Source organism: Rhodococcus sp. no. 34 (assembly GCF_054589475.1).
The window spans coordinates 583125-602912 of the sequence record NZ_BAAILK010000047.1 but is presented as its reverse complement, the minus strand read 5'-3'; the positions used below and the strand labels follow the sequence as shown (position 1 = coordinate 602912).

Annotated in this window: 19 protein-coding genes; 9 read left to right on the top strand and 10 right to left on the bottom strand. The window is 61.1% G+C overall.

The features are described from left to right. The first annotated feature begins 8 nt into the window (after nt 1-8). Together trxA and ACYP01_RS28460 are read left to right on the top strand one after the other, a co-directional pair. On the top strand, nt 9-332 hold the full coding sequence (gene trxA / locus ACYP01_RS28465; protein ID WP_003942530.1) for a thioredoxin: 324 nt from the start codon (nt 9-11) through the stop codon (nt 330-332). Between the two features lie 128 nt (nt 333-460). Then, nucleotides 461-1651, top strand: a complete 1191-nt coding sequence (locus ACYP01_RS28460) for an N-acetylmuramoyl-L-alanine amidase (protein WP_003942558.1) — start codon at nt 461-463, stop codon at nt 1649-1651. A 20-nt stretch (nt 1652-1671) separates the two neighbouring features. Here the strand turns inward: ACYP01_RS28460 and ACYP01_RS28455 are convergent, their stop codons facing one another. The 10 genes from ACYP01_RS28455 to rpmH form a co-directional block, all read right to left on the bottom strand. After that, nucleotides 1672-2355, bottom strand: coding sequence for a hypothetical protein (locus ACYP01_RS28455; protein ID WP_003942495.1), 684 nt, complete (start codon nt 2353-2355; stop codon nt 1672-1674). Nucleotides 2356-2610: 255 nt separating this feature from the next. After that, nucleotides 2611-3651 carry a ParB/RepB/Spo0J family partition protein gene (locus ACYP01_RS28450; protein ID WP_003942563.1) on the bottom strand — a complete coding sequence of 347 codons (1041 nt, stop codon included), beginning with the start codon at nt 3649-3651 and terminating at the stop codon, nt 2611-2613. A gap of 1 nt (nt 3652) precedes the next feature. Further along, nucleotides 3653-4654 carry a ParA family protein gene (locus ACYP01_RS28445; protein WP_003942510.1) on the bottom strand — a complete coding sequence of 334 codons (1002 nt, stop codon included), beginning with the start codon at nt 4652-4654 and terminating at the stop codon, nt 3653-3655. 81 nt (nt 4655-4735) lie between these two features. Next, on the bottom strand, nt 4736-5416 hold the full coding sequence (rsmG, locus tag ACYP01_RS28440) for a 16S rRNA (guanine(527)-N(7))-methyltransferase RsmG (protein WP_019746204.1): 681 nt from the start codon (nt 5414-5416) through the stop codon (nt 4736-4738). 1636 nt (nt 5417-7052) lie between these two features. Further along, nucleotides 7053-7802 carry a GNAT family N-acetyltransferase gene (locus ACYP01_RS28435; protein WP_459683368.1) on the bottom strand — a complete coding sequence of 250 codons (750 nt, stop codon included), beginning with the start codon at nt 7800-7802 and terminating at the stop codon, nt 7053-7055. 359 nt (nt 7803-8161) lie between these two features. Continuing rightward, entirely contained in the window at nt 8162-8725 is a 564-nt protein-coding gene (locus tag ACYP01_RS28430) for a Jag family protein (RefSeq protein WP_003942504.1), read from the bottom strand. A gap of 20 nt (nt 8726-8745) precedes the next feature. After that, nucleotides 8746-9852: a membrane protein insertase YidC gene (gene yidC, locus ACYP01_RS28425; RefSeq protein ID WP_459683366.1), complete on the bottom strand. Its 1107-nt coding sequence runs from the start codon at nt 9850-9852 to the stop codon at nt 8746-8748. Between the two features lie 4 nt (nt 9853-9856). Continuing rightward, entirely contained in the window at nt 9857-10237 is a 381-nt protein-coding gene (gene yidD / locus ACYP01_RS28420; RefSeq protein ID WP_007729147.1) for a membrane protein insertion efficiency factor YidD, read from the bottom strand. Then, nucleotides 10234-10614, bottom strand: coding sequence for a ribonuclease P protein component (gene rnpA / locus ACYP01_RS28415; RefSeq protein WP_003942450.1), 381 nt, complete (start codon nt 10612-10614; stop codon nt 10234-10236). The genes yidD and rnpA overlap by 4 nt, the downstream gene beginning before the upstream one ends. A gap of 26 nt (nt 10615-10640) precedes the next feature. Continuing rightward, nucleotides 10641-10784, bottom strand: coding sequence for a 50S ribosomal protein L34 (gene rpmH / locus ACYP01_RS28410; RefSeq protein ID WP_003942540.1), 144 nt, complete (start codon nt 10782-10784; stop codon nt 10641-10643). A 780-nt stretch (nt 10785-11564) separates the two neighbouring features. Here rpmH and dnaA point away from each other — a divergent pair. The 7 genes from dnaA to ACYP01_RS28375 all read left to right on the top strand — a co-directional run bounded on the left by dnaA (nt 11565) and on the right by ACYP01_RS28375 (nt 19774). Further along, complete coding sequence (gene dnaA / locus ACYP01_RS28405) at nt 11565-13127, top strand: chromosomal replication initiator protein DnaA (RefSeq protein WP_003942491.1); 1563 nt, start codon at nt 11565-11567, stop codon at nt 13125-13127. A 584-nt stretch (nt 13128-13711) separates the two neighbouring features. Beyond that, entirely contained in the window at nt 13712-14896 is a 1185-nt protein-coding gene (gene dnaN / locus ACYP01_RS28400; protein WP_007729165.1) for a DNA polymerase III subunit beta, read from the top strand. A gap of 44 nt (nt 14897-14940) precedes the next feature. Further along, the gene (gene gnd / locus ACYP01_RS28395) at nt 14941-15849 is read left to right on the top strand and encodes a phosphogluconate dehydrogenase (NAD(+)-dependent, decarboxylating) (RefSeq protein WP_047272670.1); all 909 of its coding nucleotides are present in this window, start codon (nt 14941-14943) and stop codon (nt 15847-15849) included. Beyond that, a complete protein-coding gene (recF, locus tag ACYP01_RS28390) occupies nt 15850-17079 on the top strand; it encodes a DNA replication/repair protein RecF (RefSeq protein ID WP_054828073.1) in 1230 nt (409 codons plus the stop codon). Beyond that, the gene (locus ACYP01_RS28385; RefSeq protein WP_003942471.1) at nt 17072-17617 is read left to right on the top strand and encodes a DUF721 family protein; all 546 of its coding nucleotides are present in this window, start codon (nt 17072-17074) and stop codon (nt 17615-17617) included. The genes recF and ACYP01_RS28385 overlap by 8 nt, the downstream gene beginning before the upstream one ends. Before the next feature lie 124 nt (nt 17618-17741). After that, complete coding sequence (locus tag ACYP01_RS28380) at nt 17742-18653, top strand: metal-dependent hydrolase (protein ID WP_003942578.1); 912 nt, start codon at nt 17742-17744, stop codon at nt 18651-18653. After that, complete coding sequence (locus ACYP01_RS28375) at nt 18653-19774, top strand: PDR/VanB family oxidoreductase (RefSeq protein WP_459683464.1); 1122 nt, start codon at nt 18653-18655, stop codon at nt 19772-19774. Before ACYP01_RS28380 ends, ACYP01_RS28375 begins: the two co-directional genes overlap by 1 nt. Nucleotides 19775-19788: the final 14 nt, after the last annotated feature.

Genomic DNA, 19788 nt, shown 5'->3' with positions numbered 1-19788 from the left:
GAGTAACAGTGTCGAATACCGTCACCATCACCGACGATTCCTTCAAGCAGGACGTCCTGGGCAGCGACAAGCCCGTTCTGGTCGATTTCTGGGCAACCTGGTGCGGCCCGTGCAAGATGGTCGCCCCGGTCCTCGAGGAGATCGCCGGTGAGAACAGCGAGAAGCTGACCGTCGCGAAGCTCGACATCGACGCCAACCCGGCGGCCGCCCGCGATTTCCAGGTCATGTCGATCCCGACGATGATCCTGTTCAAGGACGGCAAGCCGATCAAGACGATCGTCGGCGCCAAGGGCAAGGCCGCACTGCTCAAGGACCTCGCAGACGTTCTCTGACGGCTGGATGAGCATCGTGGATTCTCGCAATCCACAGAATTTCTGAGATAATCGATCGATGTGCCTGATCGGGTCTACGACCAGGCACATCGATCGAATTCGTTAACCGATCCGAGAGGCTTTCACGCATGCACAGACTCCGACACGGCGATCACGGCCCGGCCGTCGCCGAGATTCGGGGCACATTGACGAAGCTGGGATACCTCCATCACGGAACTTCCGGTATTCGACGTGAAAGCGCCGACGGTGCCCACTGGGTTGCACCCGACGCCATCTTCGATCATCAACTCGACAGCGCCGTTCGCGCCTTCCAGCAGCAGCGTGGGCTACTTGTCGACGGCATCGTGGGCCCGGCCACCTATCGGTCACTTCGCGAGGCCTCGTACCGCCTGGGCGCCCGTACGTTGATTTACCAGCTTTCTGCGCCGCTGTACGGCGACGACGTCGCAGCTCTGCAGGCCAAATTGCAGGACCTCGGCTTCTACGCAGGTCGGGTCGACGGTTTCTTCGGCCCGCAGACCCACGAATCTCTCTCGTCTTTCCAGCGTGAAATCGGGATTGCCGCCGACGGTATCTGCGGACCGCAGACACTCCGTTCGCTGGAACTTCTGGGAACCCGCGTCACCGGTGGTTCCCCACATGCGATCAGCGAAGAGGAACTGGTGCGGCGCAAGGGCCCGCAACTGGGCGGCAAGCGCATCGTCATCGATCCAGGCCTCGGTGGTCCGTCCACCGGCACCATCGTCAACGGCATCTCCGAAGCCGACATCCTGTGGGATCTGGCTATGCGCCTCGAGGGGCGGATGGCAGCAACCGGGATGGAAACCTTCCTCTCCCGCCCGCACAACGCCGATCCGAGCGAGGCCGAGCGCGCGCTGACGTCCAACGCATTCGACGCCGATCTGATGATCTCCCTGCGCTGCGACAGCAACTCGAGCCCGTCGGCGAACGGCGTCGCGAGCTTCCACTTCGGAAATTCGCACGGTTCGGTCTCGATGATCGGGCAGGTGTTGACCGGTTTCGTTCAGCGCGAGATCGTTGCGCGAACTCCGTTGCGGGACTGCAGAACTCACGGTCGAACGTGGGAGTTGTTGCGCCTGACCAACATGCCGACGGTACAGATCGATCTCGGCTACCTGTCCAACGCGTCCGACGTTGCGGTACTGACGAATCCGCGGATGCGTGACACCATCGCCGAGGCCATCTTGATCTCGGTCAAGCGGCTGTACCTACTGGGTCAAGACGATCAGCCGACCGGCACCTTCACCTTCGCCGAGCTTCTCGCAGAAGAACTTTCGGTAGCCGACCGCATTTCGTAGGTCCTGCGGTCGGCACCTGCTCACACTCTGGCGAGTTCGCTGATCTCCACCATTTCGAGAGCTGCGGCCTTCAGTAGACGGTCGAGGGCTTCTTCGACGTCGACTTTCCATTCGTGATCTCGATTGAGTTCGAGACGAAGGCGCGGATAACGATGGTGCGGAGCCACGACCTCGAAACCGTAGTCCTCGAGGAACTCGGCACTGATCATGCATTCTGCGGGTGAACATTCCAGAGCTGCCGTTGCACTGGCCACGTCGGAAGCTGGCCCCAAGTCGCCGCTACGGATACCGAATGCCTCGAGCGCACGAACTCCTCGTCGAACCAGATCTGTCACGACAGCGGCCAGCAGGCTCGGCCCTAGTTCTTCCTCTATGCCCGAGGGCTCGAGGCGAAGGCTTGTGAGAAGCACTGCGTCCGAGCTGACCGGGCTGGTGGGAAACAGTTGCGCGCGCGGGATCATGCGGGGAGGGGCGTACAACGCACTGCCGAGCGGCTTTCCGTCGCGGACGGCGACCTGTCCGCACGAACCCCACTCGAGCATGACCATCGACAGCCAGGCTTCCTTCTCGAATTCCTGATCACAGAATCCTCGGGCGTCATGAAGCGCGCCCGGGTCCATCTCCCAGAACACGCATCGGCGCGCATGGGCGGAAAGCTGATCGAGGCTGTCGAGTGTGAGAGAGGTGATGACGTGAGTCGACACTGACTAACTCACTCTCCGTAGGTCCCCGAAGCGGTTTTGATGTTCGCCCGCCGCTTTTTTCTTCTCCAGGATAGGCCAGCTGTACCGAGTCGGCAGTGGCGCGAGAGTTGATCGCTCTAATGTATTGCTGTTCAACATCTTTCGTCCCGGTTCAAGATTTCGAGAAGGTCGGACCGCCTAAATTCGTCACAGTGACGAAAATAGGTGGTGTGCCCGGTCATCGTCATTACGTCACCAAACGGGCATCCGAGTTCACTACGTCGATTTCTGCGCTTCCATCATTCCGACGATGCGTTGTAGGTCGTCGACCGAACCGAATTCGACCACAATCTTTCCCTTCCGCTTGCCCAGACTGACTGTCACCCGAGTGTCGAACGAGTCCGACAATCGCTCGGCCACATCCTGCAGACCCGGCATCACGATGGGCTTGCGCTTCTGTGGGGGAGCGATCTCATTATCCGCCCGGTTGGCCAGAGTGACTGCTTCCTCCGTCGCGCGAACAGACATTCCTTCCGCGACGATGCGCGCCGCCATGACCTCCTGAGCGTCGGCACCCGCCTCGAGGGACAGCAGTGCACGAGCATGGCCGGCCGAAAGTACACCGGCCGCAACGCGACGCTGAACCGCCACCGGCAGCTTCAGCAGACGAATCATGTTGGTCACGACGGGACGCGAACGTCCGATCCGATTGGCCAATTCTTCGTGGGTGACTTCGAACTCCTCGAGCAGTTGCTGATACGCCGCTGCCTCCTCGAGGGGGTTCAACTGCACTCGATGGATGTTCTCGAGGAGCGCGTCGCGCAGCATCGAGTCGTCATCTGTTTCACGAATGATCGCCGGAATTTTCTCCAGCCCGGCTTCCTGGCTCGCGCGCCAGCGACGCTCACCCATGACAAGTTGGTACTTGTCACCGTGACGACGGACCACGATCGGCTGCATCAAGCCGAACTCGCGGATCGAGTGAACCAACTCCGCGAGTGCTTCCTCGTCGAAAACGCTGCGAGGCTGCTTCGGGTTCGTCTCGATCAGGCTCGGTTCGATCTCGAGATAGACCGCGCCGGTCGGCTCGAGTTCGGTCTCCGGCTCAGCTTCTACCGGAGCCTTCGCAGCCGACGCCTTGGTGGCTTTCGGCGTTTTCGGGGCCGCTTTGGTCGGTGGGGGAGGGGAGGGGTTGCGCTTGTCGACGCCGATTACGACGTCCGCTGCAGCCGATCCCAGACCCGGCGCCGTGGCCGGCCCAGTGGGGATGAGAGCAGCCAAGCCGCGGCCCAATCCACCTTTGCGTGCTTGACTCATCTCACTGCTCCTGGGTCGTCGTGGTGGCAGAGCGGGCGGCAAGTTCACGGCCGGCGTCGAGGTAACTCATGGCGCCACGCGAACCCGGGTCGTAGTCGAGAACTGTCATCCCGTATCCGGGAGCCTCGGACACCTTCACGCTGCGCGGAATCACAGCGCGCAGAACGGCCTCACCGAAGTGCTTGCGTACTTCTTCGGCGACCTGGTCGGCCAGCTTGGTGCGCCCGTCGTACATCGTCAGAAGGACGGTGGAGACATGCAGATCCGGGTTGAGATGAGCCTGGACGAGTTCGATGTTGCGGAGCAACTGACCGACCCCCTCGAGGGCGTAGTACTCGCACTGGATCGGGATCAGAACTTCCTTGGCAGCGACCATCGCGTTGACGGTCAGCAGTCCCAGCGAGGGCGGGCAGTCGATGAGGACGAAGTCGACGTCAAGCTCTGCGAGCACCTTGTCGTTGAGCGCGCCTTTGAGTCGATTCTCGCGGGCAACCATGGAGACCAATTCGATCTCGGCGCCCGCCAGATCGATCGTTGCCGGGATGCAGAGAAGGCGCTCACTGTGCGGGCTGGTCTGGATCGCCTCCGGGGCCTTCACTTCGCCTATGAGCAACTCGTAGCTCGACGGGGTGCCCGAGGTATGGACGACGCCCAGAGCGGTGCTGGCGTTGCCCTGAGGGTCCAAATCGACCACAAGGACAGTGAGCCCTTGAAGAGCGAGCGCCGACGCAAGGTTCACCGTGGTCGTCGTCTTGCCGACGCCACCCTTCTGGTTCGCGATGGTGATCACGCGGCGGAACGCCGGCTTCGGCAGCGTCACCGAATGGGGATGAAGCACTTGGCTCGCTCGATGCGCGGCCGCCCCGATGGGGGTCTCCTCCGAGGAGATCGCCGCGTAGGGGGCGGTGAAATTGTCGTCGTCGTTGACGATCTGATCCGCACCCGCACTCGTGTGCTGCTTCGGTGTTTCACGTGAAACGGCGGATTCAGATCGACCCGACATTGACTGCTCCTTCGATTGGGAATCGATCACTAGGTGCTCTCATCATCTGTACATTGCTCTCGATTGCATGCGTGTAAATCATCAACGCTGGCGGCGCTTCGGGAGACGTTCGGCCTTCACCACAACAGTGGGGGTGCGGAGAATCTTGGCTCCGCATTCGAGTATTTCCAACTTACCTGCGCCCAACTTGGTGAGCGCCGTACGGTCTCGCTCGATCTCCTCGGCGGCACTCGAACCCTTGAGTGCCAACATCCGGCCGTGCTCGTGAATGAGTGGGAGGGACCAACGTGCCAACTTCTCGAGGGGCGCCACAGCTCGCGAGGTGACAACGTCCGCGCCGCCTGCTTCCTTCACGACGCCGGATTCCTCGGCACGCCCTCGAACAACCAAGACGTCCAAACCGTTGGACTCGATGAACTCCGCGAGGTACACCGAGCGTCGAAGCAACGGTTCGACCAGAGTCACCTTCAAGTCCGGGCGGGCGATTGCGAGAGGGATACCGGGTAGGCCGGCGCCGCTTCCAACGTCCACAACCGACTCGCCTTCGGCAATCAACTCACCGATGACGGCGCAATTGAGAAGGTGACGCTCCCACAGTCGAGGGACTTCACGGGGACCAATGAGCCCGCGCTCGACACCATCCGTCGCCAGGGATTGGTAATACCGTTCCGCGATCTCATATCTGTCACCGAACACTGCGCGCGCAGTCTCTTGTTCGTCCCAGTCAACCGACGCCGCACCATTCTGTTCCACGTGAAACATCCTCCCGCGTAAACCGCGAAATCAACAATCAAGACCGAAATCATTATCCGCTCTGGAGCCGACATGTGTTCGCTTCTGCACACCGACTCGCTGTGAGTCTGCCGACTCGTTCATTCTTTGGGAAGTATTCGGCCCAAAATTCAAGCGGGGGAGGGGAGGGGTTCACGTTCCACGTGAAACATTGCGCTGAAAATTCTTCCAATTCTGACGCGTTTCACGTGAAACATGGCCGGGCGATCGAATGCAGATAGGAGCGCAATTCTTAGTATCATCACAGTGACGAAACTGCCATGGGTAGTTACATGGATGGAATTCTGACCCAAAATGGGCAATTTTCAACGAAAAAGTGGTTGTAGAAAATTGCCGCCGTCGGACAGCCGAACGGACTCGGTCGGTCTGACGCAATCTGTTGTGCGACGCGGATGAGCTTCGAGTCCAAGTCCCGGACAGCATCGTTATCTCATCGCCGGTTGTTGCGAGCCATACATCCGTCGGCTTGACACTCCTGTTGCGGAACACCGGAGACTTGTCATCACAAAACGAGAATCAATCCAAGGAGCTTCGCACCTACCGATGCGCATCCGAGAGTTCACCCTCTCCGCTGGACTGATGGTGAACGCACTCCGCAGCATTGGGCTCGCCCTCGACTCCGTTCGCAGATGCATTGAGCAATCCGCACCACATAAATTTCTTCATCGAACTGCACCGTCGTTCCATGCCGGCTCGACACTGGGTGGGACTCGAACACGAGATCCGCCACTTGGCATCTCCGGAACGATCGTCGACTCCGGCGCACGACGAACCGTTCGCGACATTCGAAATATCCGAAGACGATCCGATCTCGGCGATCTAGGCGCCGAAGCCCCACAGATCGCGATGATCGAGCAAGCAAACGGTGACGGGCTGAAGTTGGTTCACGGCCGCATCCGTCAGGTTGGGGTTCGCGCTGACGATGGCACACCAGAAGCCATTGGGTCGTGATCGCCATCCAGTAGACATCCAATACCAATCTGGGATGGAGATCGAGGGCTCGGGGCAACATCCATCGATCCGGTTTCACGTGAAACGAAGGGCCGACTATTTCCGCTGGGGGAGGGGAGGGGCTCACATGTAGTACGCCGTGTTGTCGATCGATTATCCGAACGTGCACAGTGTGCCGCCGACAGCCAATGAGGCAATGAGGCAATGAGGCAATGAGGCAATGAGGCAAGCTGAGCATGACTGCTCTCCCGGATCGCCATGCCAGTGCAAGTGGAATGAATACGACGGCGACAACTCCCAGCGGCAACAACCAGCAGAGCCAATACTCCACCCCGCCCGGGCGGGAAAGACTGGACTTCCATTCTCTGCTGCAGTTCGAAGACCACGGGCCAACAACTCAGGCCGCACACGAGCATCCCGCTCAAAGCACTCAACATCGCCGCCCGCCTGCGAGATATGTTCGGGATCGAAGTCTCGGTCGCTACCCATTTTCGTATAACACCGTTGCAGCAGGATATGTGGGCCGAGTTGGAACCTGGCCACCTTTACCCCCTGGTACACGGCGGTCTCCGCGTCACCCCGTACACCGTCGGACAAGCTGGACAGAAAGGCCCGCGCCGGCACGACGGCAGCGAACCTCCGGTTGAGGCCCGGATCAGCCCGCCGGGGCCTCGAACACCATCCTGACCTCGGTCACTTGGTAGTTCGCCCGCTTGAACGCCGCGGCCATGGGTGTGTTGGGTACGTCCGTGGTCGCGGTGATGCGATTGGCGCCATCGGCTGCGTGAAAGCGGGTGATCTCGCAGAGGATGTCGTCCACGTAGCGGCACCCGCGTAGCTCGGGCACTACTCCGAGGTATCCGACGTTGCGGTGGTAGGGCGTCGCGGACGGGATCGCGAAGCCGACCAGCGTCCCGTCCATGGTCTCCGCCAGCCGCCACCACGATCGTTCGCCGGGGCACGACCGGTAGAACTCGAGATCGTCCCGGGCCTGGCTGACGATGTCCGTAGCCGCGATGCCTCGTTGCGTGGCGACGTCCAGGCTGCCGACAGCGACCCGCTGGAACACCGCGAGGAACTCCTCATCGGTGGCGGGACGGAAAGTCAGACGCTCGGAGGGGGCGGGCACACCGGCCGCAGGCGTCCACTCGAAACGCGGCCGCTCGATGATCTCGGTTAGTCCGGCCGCCTGGGCCGCCTCACGACGCCAGGACACGGCGTCTGCGACGGCGGAATTCGCGTCCTGCCCGGCGGTCGGCACGACCAGCACATACTCAGGTTTCGCATGGAACTCGGTGTGCGCCCGCGACATGAGTTCGGCGGCAAGCGCAGCACGATCCGGCACGTCAGCCAGCACGTGCAGGAAATCAAGGGCGAGCGGACGCTCACTGTCCTCACGCCCCACCACAGGGCACGCGCGACGATCCTGGAGCCGTCAACGGCGAACCAACTCCATTCCGGACGAAGCCGTCCGGCCGCCACCTCTTCCCGGAGCGAGTCAGTGTCGACGAACTCGACCGGATCGTTCATCGCGAACCCCACGGGCTCTTCCAGCTCGGCCCGTGTCGCGGGTCGTATCAGCAAGATTGCTTCCCTTCACGACGCTTCATTGACGACAGGTTCCGAAATAGAGATAGGCCGTGTCGACAACGATAGGCACCTGACCTTCACCGTGCCGCCGGATTCGGTTTCACGTGAAACACTCTCGGACACAAAAGCGGGCCCCGGAAAATCCGGGGCCCGCATTCGATCAAGGGGGGAGTGTCAGTCCTTGAGGACAACCACTCGACGAGACGGCTCAGCGCCTTCGCTCTCGCTGGAAACACCGGCGACCTTGGCGACGGCGTCGTGCACGATCTTGCGTTCGAACGGCGTCATCGGAGCAAGCTCTTCGCGTTCGCCGGTCTCGAGAACACGCTGTGCAGCTTCCGCACCGAGAGCACTGAGTGCCTCGCGCCGGCCCGCACGCCACCCGGCGATGTCGAGCATCAAGCGGCTGCGCTCTCCGGTCGACTGCTGAACTGCCAGACGAGTCAGCTCCTGGAGAGCATCCAGAACCTCACCCTTGCGTCCCACGAGCTTGGTCAGGTCGTCGCCGCCGTCGATGCTGACGATCGCCCGATCGCCCTCGACGTCAAGGTCGATGTCTCCGTCGAAATCGAGAACGTCGAGCAACTGCTCGAGGTAGTCGCCGGCGATCTCGCCCTCTTCGATCAGGTCGTCATCGGAATCGTCGATGTCTACATCCACATCGGTAACCGGCGCAGTGGTCTCGGTGCTCACGTCTGCGTTCTCTCCATCCACAACGATGTCAGCTTCACTGGACATTGGTCGTTCTCTTTCCTGGATCAGCGCCGTTTATTGCGCTTGGGGGAGTTGCCGCGGTTGCTCTGTGGCCGGTTCTGTTTCGGTTTCGACGTGGAACCACCACTGGAACCCGAGGGCCTCGGCTGTGGCTTCTTGAGCGAAACTTCCGGGGCGTCACCGTCGTCGTCGGCTGAATCCGCGGTCTTCAGCGCAGCCGGAGATCCCTTCTTCTTGCTGGGATCAGGACGGGCACCGGGCTTGGGCGCATTGTCGTTGCGGCGAGTGATCGCTTCCTGCTTCTTGGCTTCTTCTTCCGCGTCGATCTTGCGGAAGACGAGGTGCTGCTGACCGTAGGTCCAGATGTTGTTCGACACCCAGTACAGGAGGATCGCGATCGGAAGGAACGGTCCACCGACCAGAACACCGAGCGGGAAGACGTACAGGGCGAGCTTGTTCATGATCGCGGACTGCGGGTTCGCGGCAGCTGCTTCGCTCTGACGGGCAACAGAAGCGCGTGAGTTGAAGTGCGTCGCGATGCTGGCGATGATCATCAGCGGAGCGGCCACGAGAATGATGTTCAGCCGTGACGGAAGCTCGGGAACGTTCTCGGTGACGTAGGCCTGAAGCTGCGCAACCGGCGTCGTGATCGCGGCCGAGATGGGCGCGCCGAACAGACGAGCATCCAGGAACGACTGGACGTCAGTGGCCGAGAAGACGTAGTTCGGGGTGTTGAGGTTGTCCTCGGCGCTCATGCCCAGCTGGCCCATGCCGGTGCCGGTGCGGTTGAACGAGCGCAGGACGTGGAACAGACCGATGAACACCGGAGCCTGAGCCAAGACCGGGAGACAGCCCATGATCGGGTTGAATCCGTGCTCCTTCTGGAGCTTCTGCATCTCGACGGCCTGGCGCTGGCGGTCGCCCGAATACTTCTTCTGCAATGCCTTGATCTGTGGCTGCAGTTCCTGCATCTGACGCGTCGTGCGGACCTGCTTCACGAACGGCTTGTACAGAACCGCACGCAAGGTGAACACCAGGAACACCACGGAAAGCGCCCAGGCTATTCCGTTGTCCGGGCCGAGAATGAACCCGAAGACCTTGTGCCAGACCCACAGAATCGCGGATACCGGATAGTAGATGAAATTGAGCACGGCTCTAAGTACTCCTCTGTTCGTCCGTCGGACTGTGACACGCTGCGCGTGCTTCCGGACAGCTATGGCGGCTACCCGCATCACGGTCACGACGGGCAGGGACAGGGTCCCACCCTCCAGAATGCCAGGGGGCACACTTCGCCAACCGCACCACAGTCAAGAAAAGGCCTTTGATCGCCCCGTGAGTGCGCAGCGCTTCGACTGCGTATTCACTGCAGGTGGGGGTGAACCGGCAGGTCGGCATCCTCAAGGGCGACACATACGTCCGGTACAACTCGATACAGAAGATGAGAACAGTGGCGGGAGCGCGACGCACAGCCTTCAACACCGTGATAACACGGGAGGCTCTGGGAGTCTCGATCTGCTCAGAGAGCGGAGTACTCATGGCTCTTCACTTACCGACACCAATAGGTTCATTTTGGTCAGGCCCCCGCGCAACTGCTTGGCCAGTTCGGCTGAACTGGCGGTAGCTGCACCCGGAAGTGCGCGGATAACCACGTCTGTCTCCGGTGAAACCTGTCCGACGAAATCTGCACAGATATGACGAAGCCGGCGTGCGACTCGATGTCGAATCACCGCCGGCCCGACAGCCTTGCTCACGATCAGCCCGAACCGGGGACCGTGATTTGTTACTACCAGCGCCTCTACTTGCTCGCGATCGAACGCGTGCACGACAAGGTCGCGTCTTCCCATACGACGTCCACGTCGCACCGCCACGGAGAAATCCGCGTGGCGACGCAACCGGAACGGCTCAGGCAACACCCCGAGCTCCTGAACTCGAAATCAGATCAGGCGGTGAGGGAATCGCGGCCCTTACGGCGACGCGCCGAAACGATTGCACGACCCGCACGGGTACGCATACGAAGACGGAAGCCGTGAACACGCGCGCGGCGGCGATTATTCGGCTGGAACGTCCGCTTGCCCTTGGCCACGGTCAACACTCCTCGAAGTTCATTGACGCCTCCCGGCGTCATTCAGTGATCGACGCCTTACGGCGCCTTTGGATACAACAGGTACAGAACAATCAGCTTCACTCGTTGTGGCTTGGAAGACCGTTCCGACCTGACATATGTAGCCAGCACGAAGCGATCACCACCAGCGGGTGACCGTTCGAGGTTACTTACCACCGTTGCCAAGGTCAAACCAGCCCGATTCAGGGCCCTCCCGCGGCAACTGCGGCGACACGCCGACACTTCCATTATTCCGAAGATTCCGTTCGCGGTGTGCATACGGCCGTGACCTCGAGCGAGGCGGCAAGTGTGACCTTGGCAACAGTTCCGCTACGGAACGCAGGTGACCCGAAGGCAACCCGGACAGTTCCACCCGCGCACGCTCTCGACAAGGCCTCATCAGCACATACGGGCACGAGCACCGGACGCGACCCCGAATCCCGAGTTTCCACATTCATCCACAGGGCTGTGAGTGTTGACGCATCCCCGACACCAAGTGGCGAACGCCTCGAGTTCCGACAAAGTTGCAGGTAGATCAATTTCTCGGTCACTTTGACGAATTTGGTTGACGAAAAAACCGACTCAGTGCAGGTTTGTCCACATCTGTGGATAATTGTGTGGAAACACAGCCCAGGTGGCATATTCGTAGCCTGTTACGGGGTTCTCACCCCGGGTGGTAATCCACCGAATCATTCGACGCCGCAGCCATACGCTCGGCAGCTGCAGCACACCCACTGTCGGCGAAACACGGGAAGGAACCACGTGAACGACGATCCCAACGCGCTCGCACGGGTCTGGGTCGACGTGGTTGCAGAACTCACGAGTGATGACCCCGGAAGTAATCTTCCGGCTTTGAGCAGCAAGCAGAAGGCATTTGTCCGTCTGGTGAGGCCTCTCACACTTGCTCAGGGTTTTGCACTCCTCTCGGTTCCATCGCCATTTGCTCAAGAGACGATCGAGCGCGATCTACGCGAGCCGATCCTGCAGGCACTCGGACGCCACCTCGGTGGCCAGGTCGAGGGACTCGGTGTCCGCATTGCACTCGAAGACGATGCCGACGCACCCGCCGAACCGGTCGAGGAGCGCACGGGCAGCCGTCAGTTCGAGTCGGTCAACTCATCGGGCGCATACCGTCGGCGCAGATTCACCGAAGGCGACGGCGAACCTTCGGACTCCGAGACTGCCGAGACCGAAGAAGTCGACGACGACCGCGAAGCACTCGCGAGCGTTCACGAATCGTGGCCGTCGTACTTCACGAAGCCGCCCGCTACTCCTTCTGCTTCGGGGTCCGGCGCCAACAGCCTCAACGCGAAGTACACCTTCGACACTTTTGTGATCGGATCGTCCAACCGATTCGCTCATGCCGCTGCCGTCGCGATCGCGGAGGCGCCGGCGCGTGCCTACAACCCCTTGTTCATCTGGGGAGCTTCGGGCCTGGGCAAGACGCACCTTCTTCACGCCGCCGGCCACTACGCACAGCGACTGTTCCCCGGCATGCGGGTCAAGTACGTCTCGACCGAAGAATTCACCAACGACTTCATCAACAGTCTTCGTGACGACCGCAAGGTCGCGTTCAAGCGTCGCTACCGGGAAACGGATGTCCTGCTGGTCGACGACATCCAGTTCATCGAAGGCAAGGAAGGTATTCAGGAGGAGTTCTTCCATACCTTCAACACCTTGCACAACGCGAACAAGCAGATCGTCGTTTCCTCGGACCGTCCGCCCAAACAGTTGGCAACCCTCGAGGAGCGTCTGCGGACGCGCTTCGAATGGGGCCTGATCACCGACGTTCAGCCGCCTGAGCTCGAGACGCGTATCGCGATTCTGAGCAAGAAGGCGAGGATGGATCGCCTCGAGGTCCCGCACGACGTCCTCGAGTTGATCGCCAGCCGTATCGAGCGCAACATTCGTGAACTCGAGGGCGCGTTGATCCGCGTCACCGCTTTTGCCTCGCTCAACCGCCAGCCGTTGGATCTGACGTTGGCCGAGGTGGTCCTGCGCGATCTGATGCCCGATTCGTCGAGCCTCGAGATCAACGCGGCGACGATCATGGCGGTGACGGCCGAATACTTCAACATGTCGATCGACGACCTGTGTGGGCCGGGTAAGGCCCGGCCACTCGCTCAGGCCCGCCAGATCTCGATGTATTTGTGCCGTGAGCTCACTGATTTGTCCTTGCCGAAGATCGGTCAGACGTTCGGCCGTGACCACACGACGGTCATGTACGCCGACAAGAAGATCCGTAAGGAAATGACGGAACGCCGCAAGGTGTACGACCAGGTTCAGGAGTTGACCGCAAGGATCAAGCAGCGCTCCAAGCGTTGACCTGCACTTATTTCGATCGATGCCGCTCGAGGCAGAGGTTCCCTCGAGCGGCATCGGTGTATTCGAAGGGTTCCACGTGCGGTCCCCTCGAGGGCGGTTGTCCACCTCGAGGGACGACACGCCGGAGTCAGACACGCCGATGAGAACAAACTCTTCGTTTCTTGTGAAAAGTATTCACATCTGTGGATAAGTGTGTTGATAACTCCGAAAGTCTGTGGAGTTCTCGAGGAGGAATCCGAAAACTTTCAGAGAGTGCACAGAGGGGGTCGATTGGTCCTCGAGTCTGTCCTCGAGAAGTGCACAGGCCCTCGAGGGGACCTACCAGCGTCGACAACCGTTGCTCCACAGATTGCACAGGACTTATTACTACTACTGAGAATTTCCTAGGAAAAGCTCTTTGAAAATAGTTCTGGGGACAACTCCTGTTGAGAACCTCGCCTCAGGCTGCGCTCGCCGCGGCTTCGGCTTTCCACTTGCGCCCTCGAGGGCATACGGTGGGCATCGCTTGGTCTGTGTCAGACTTCAAGTGAGCTGATGCAGATCCGCAGCAGACGAACATGCCTACCGAGAGGAATAACCCGGCGATGGAGCTTGGAAGCCTGAAGTTTCGCGTTTCCCGGGAAGAGTTCGCTGATTCAGTAGCGTGGGTTGCTCGTAGCCTGCCCTCGAGGCCGCCCGTGCCGGTTCTCGGCGGAGTTCTTCTCGACGCAACCGAAGCCGGCCTCACCGTTTCCGGGTTCGACTACGAGGTATCCGCGCAGGTCCGCGTCTCGGCAGATGTCACAACTGCAGGTCAGGCACTCGTCTCCGGTCGCCTCCTCGCAGATATCACCAAGTCGCTTCCCAACAAGCCGGTCGATGTGACCCTCGAGGGCACTCGCGTGCTCATCTCGTGCGGAAGCGCCAAGTTCTCCCTGCCCACGATGCCGGTCGAGGACTACCCCCAGCTTCCGACGCTTCCGCAGCAGTCCGGGTCCATTCCCGTCGACCTGTTCTCCGAAGCCATCAGCCAGGTAGCTGTTGCAGCCGGCAAGGACGACACCCTTCCGATGCTCACGGGTATCCGTGTCGAGATCGAACAGAATTCGATCGTCCTCGCCGCTACCGACCGCTTCCGTCTCGCCGTACGTGAACTCGAGTGGACTCCGGCCAATCCCGACGTCCAGGCTGCTGTTCTCATCCCGGCCAAGACTTTGTCCGAGTCCGCGAAAACGCTTGCCGGCAATGCAAATTCGCCGGTCGAGTTGGCTCTCGGCTCCGGTACGACCATCGGAAACGACGGACTCCTCGGCATCGTCAACGACGGACGCCGCACCACGACGCGCCTCCTCGACGCCGAGTTCCCGAAGTTCCGTCAGTTGCTGCCTGCTCAGCACACCGCGATGGCAACGGTCGAGGTCACGCCTCTCATCGAAGCCATCAAGCGTGTAGCACTCGTCGCCGAGCGTGGCGCACAGGTTCGCATGCAGTTCTCCGCTGACGGCCTGCTCCTCTCTGCGGGTGGCGACGACGCCGGCCGCGCGGAAGAGACGCTCAACGCGTCGTTCCAGGGCGAAGCACTCACCATTGCGTTCAACCCCGGTTACCTGATCGACGGGTTGAACTCGCTTCACAGCGAAAACGTTCTGTTCGGCTTCACCACTCCCAGCCGTCCGGCTGTTCTTCGCCCCGCGGCCGAGGAAGAGCCCACGGCAGACGAGTCCGGTAACTTCGCTGCGCCCTCGAGCGAGTACACGTACCTGCTGATGCCGGTTCGCCTTCCGGGCTGAGTGGAACCCCGCACTTCAGTTCGCGCCTGACCAGGGAGAACAGTATGAAGATCGGACTCGTAGGTCTCGGCAAGATGGGCTTCAACATGCGTGAGCGCTTGCGCGCGCATGGCCTCGAGGTGATCGGATACGACCCTCGACCGGAAGTCACCGATGTCGGGTCACTTGCCGAACTCGCTGCTTCCCTCGAGGGACCTCGAGTCGTCTGGGTGATGGTTCCGGCCGGTGAAATCACCCAGAGCACCATTGCCGAACTGGCGGATGCCCTCGAGGGCGGTGATCTGGTCATCGACGGTGGGAACTCGCGTTACACCGACGACGCTGTCCATGCCGAGCTTCTGGGCGCCCGTGGGATCGGTTTCCTCGACTGCGGTGTCTCCGGTGGCATCTGGGGCCGTGAGAACGGCTACGGCCTGATGGTGGGCGGATCCGAGCCTGACGTCGAGAAGGCAATGCCGATCTTCGACGCCCTTCGCCCCGACGGTGAGGCTGCAGACGGCTTTGTCCACGCCGGTCCCGTCGGTGCTGGTCATTACGCGAAGATGGTGCACAACGGCATCGAATACGGCCTGATGCAGGCGTATGCCGAGGGGTACGAGCTCCTCGAGGCGGAAAGCCTGATCGCGGACGTTCCCGGCGTGCTCCGAGCTTGGTCGAAGGGGACCGTCGTACGTTCGTGGTTGCTCGATCTGCTTGTCGACGCCCTCGAGGAAGATCCGGAGCTTGCGCAGATCACAGGCTATACCGAGGATTCCGGCGAGGGCCGCTGGACGGTCGAGGAAGCTATCAAGCACGCTGTGCCCGCTCCCGTCATCTCCGCTGCTCTGTTCGCGAGATTTGCTTCACGACAGGATGATTCACCGGCCATGAAGGCTGTGTCCGCCTTGCGCAATCAGTTCGGCGGTCACGCGGTCAAGAGCGCTTCGCCCAAGAATTCGGCTTCTGGAAGCTAAGTGTTCGTTCGTAGATTTTCGCTGCGGGACTTCCGATCCTGGGATTCGCTGACGCTTGACCTCACACCGGGAACAACCGTTTTCCTCGGTTCGAACGGGCACGGTAAAACCAACGTCCTCGAGTCACTCGGGTATCTGTCGACGCTGTCGTCTCATCGAGTGTCCACGGACGCACCGATGATCCGCAGCGGTTCCGCCAGTGCTTTTGCCGGTGCAACGGTGGTCAACAACGGACGCGAACTGACCATCGACGTCGAACTGATCGAGGGAAAGTCCAACCGCGCCAGGATAAATCAGTCTCCGACGCGTCGCCCACGCGAAGTGTTGGGGATTTTGCAGTCGGTGATGTTCGCGCCGGAAGATCTGTCGTTGGTTCGCGGAGATCCTGGCGATCGTCGACGCTATCTCGACGAGTTGTTGACGTCCCGGATACCCCGAATGGCTGCTGTCCGTGCGGATTACGACAAAGTTCTGCGTCAGCGCTCAGCCCTACTCAAAACTGCCGGTGCGGCTTTGCGTCGCGGTTCTCGTGGTGGCGAGTCCGACAACGTCCTCTCCACCCTCGAGGTGTGGGACGGGCATCTGGCCGCTCACGGCGCACAATTGTTGGCCGGGCGCCTCGAGTTGGTCCATGATCTGGCGCCGCATCTGGCGGAGTCGTATCGTTCCATCGCACCCGAATCGCGGCCGGCGTCGATTCGATACAAGAGCAGTCTGGGGTCCTCGTTGGATCCCGAATTCACCGATCCTGCAAGGATTTCCGGTATCGACGACGTTGCATACCTCGAGGAGAGATTCCATCTCGAGTTGGCGCAGATGAGGTCGAAGGAAATCGATCGCGGAGTGTGTCTGGTCGGTCCGCATCGGGACGACCTGGAGCTGATTCTCGGCGACAGTCCGGCGAAAGGTTTTGCCAGCCATGGTGAATCGTGGTCTTTTGCGCTTTCGCTGAGACTGGCAGGTTTTGCTCTGTTGCGCGCGGACGGCAGCGACCCGGTCCTGATGCTCGACGATGTCTTCGCGGAATTGGACCGTCGTCGGCGTCGTGCGCTCGCCACCGTTGCCGCCACCGCAGAACAGGTACTGATCACAGCTGCTGTTCCCGAGGACGTACCGGACGAACTCGAGGCGGCCAAGTTCGGCGTCGAAGCCTCCGATACCGGAGACGGTCGGATATCCCGGATAGTGCCCGTAGGCTCGACGGATCAGGAGGTCGAGTTCGATGACTGAAGACAGCAGCGCGGCTCCGGAGCCCGAGCTCAAGGGGATCGATCTGGCGCGCCGTGCCCTCGAGGAGGCACGCGCGACAGCCAAAGCCAACGGCAAGGCCGTCGGGCAGGGGCGCTCGTCGCCCAAATACGGAAGTGGCCGTCCGCGTCGACGCAGCGGTTGGTCCGGCCCCGGCCCGGATGCGCGGGACCCTCAGCCGTTCGGTGCTCTCACCAGCGCTATCTCCAAATCGCGTGGGTGGTCCCCCAAGGTGTCCGAGGGCACGGTCCTCGGTCGGTGGCCGCAGGTCGTCGGAGAAGACATCTCCGCGCACGCCGAGCCGATCTCTCTGAAAGAAGGTGTTCTCAGCATCTCCGCCGAGTCGACGGCGTGGGCTACCCAGTTGCGCATGATGCAGTCCCAGATTCTGGCCAAGATCGCTGCTGCCGTCGGTGACGGCGTCGTGAAGACACTGCGGATCACCGGTCCGAGTGCGCCTAGCTGGCGCAAGGGAGAAAGGCATGTGAAAGGCCGCGGACCTCGCGATACGTACGGCTGAGGAAAACTCAACCAGGCCCTGGTTCTACCTATTACTTCGTGTTACAGTTAAAACTCGCTAGTGAGTGAACTGTGTCACAAGGCTGTCGTTCCCCACCGATCGGCAGGCATGAAGGAGTAGCTAGATGTCGCAGAAGATATCGACACCCGCTTCGTCGTTCGCCGAGCCGGATCACATCCTGTTGCAGGCTCGCAATGTCGAGTTCGACTGGTCCGATCTGCCCATGCACTGGATTCCGGGCGATCCGTTCAGCACACACGTTCTCAACGTGCTCCATCTGCTCCTCCCTGCCGGTGAGGAATGGTTTGTCGAGACCTTCAAGGAAGCTCTTCCCCTCATCGAGGACGAGAAGCTCCGTGAAGACGTCGTCGGATTCATCGGCCAAGAGGCGATGCACTCCAACGCGCACTCGGGCGTCCTGGTCCATCTCAAGGAGAACGGCCTCGATCCGACGCCGTACACCCAGCAGATGGAATGGACCTTTTCGAAACTGCTCGGACCGCGTCCGATGACAGGACTGCGTGCCGAGAATCACCTGGTGGAGCGCTTGGCGATCATCGCGGCAATCGAACACATCACGGCTTTTCTCGGCGACTGGGTGCTCAACGCCAAGGGACTCGACAAAGCCGGTATGCACCCGACCATGCTCGATCTGCTCCGCTGGCACGGTGCCGAGGAGGTAGAACACCGCTCCGTCGCGTACGACGTGATGCGCTACTTCGACAAGCGCGAGACACGCCGCATCCGAACCCAGATCGTCGTCACGCCGGTACTGGTGTGGCTGTGGATTCGTGGCACCAGGTTCCTGATGCGCAACGATCCCGAACTTGCCGCTCAGGCCCCCAGCCGTCGACGCCCCCACCTGTCCGATTTCATCGCGGCGGGTAAGCGAGGCACAGTTCCCACGTCGTTCGAGCTGGCCAAGCGGATGTCGACCTACTTCAGCAAGTCGTACCACCCCAGTAAAGAGGGCTCGACCGCCCAGGCGGTGCAATACCTGGCGTCGTCACCCGCAGCCCAGGCGGCCGCACGGTGATTTCACTCTCGAGGGTCAAGGACGTCATCTCCGGTCACGACGGGTTGCCGCGTTTTCCGGCTCCACCCGATCTGTCCGGGAAGAACCGTCCCGACCGCGCCATGCGCATCACGGAGTTGTTGGCGGACAAGTACCTTCGCGTGTTGACGGCCTACGACTACAACCCCGATATCGCGGGCCACAACCCCGACACGGCCATGAACATGGTGGTCAGCAAGCGTGAGGTGGTGGCGACTGACGAGAACGTCGTTCGCCTGCGCTTCGAATCCGCGGACGGCTCACCGATTCCGCCGTGGCATCCGGGTTCGCACCTGGACTTCCATCTACCTTCGGGTCTGCGGCGTCAGTATTCGCTGTGCGGTGACCCGGCCGATCGCACGGGATACAGCGTCGCGGTGCGCCGAATCCCCGACGGCGGTGGCGGTTCCATCGAGATGCACGCTCTCCAGCCTGGTGAGCACGTCACGGTACGCGGACCACGCAACGGCTTCCCGTTTGTCGGAGAAGGCAGCGCGTTGTTCGTCGCCGGCGGCATCGGTATCACGCCGATCATCGCAATGGTCCGTGCGGCAAGAGAATTGGGGATGAACTGGTACTTCGTGTACTCGGGCCGCTCCCGTGAATCCATGCCGTTCCTCGACGAGATCGCAACCTGGGATCCCGAGCGTGTCTTCGTGCGCCCGGACGACGAGTTCGGATTGCCCACCACCACAGACCTTCTCGGACGAGCGCCGGTCGGCGGCGCCGTGTACTGCTGTGGCCCGACGCCGATGCTCGATGCCGTCCGCCGCGGTTTCCGCGATACACCCTCCACCGCTTTGCATTTCGAGCGGTTCGGGGCTCCGCCGGTGATCGACGGCAAGGAATTCGAAGTGCAGCTTGTCAATTCGGGTCAGGTACTCACCGTGCCCGCCGACGAGTCCGCGCTCGACGTCATCAAGAAGACATTGCCCGGTGTCGGGTACTCGTGTCAGCAGGGTTTCTGCGGAACCTGTCGTGTGAAGGTACTCGCGGGTAAACCCGATCACCGCGAAAGGCGTCTGACCGACACCGAACAGGAAACGGAGATGCTCATCTGCGTATCCCGTTCCGACGGTGGACGTCTCGTTCTCGATCTCTAGATATTTCCCGACTC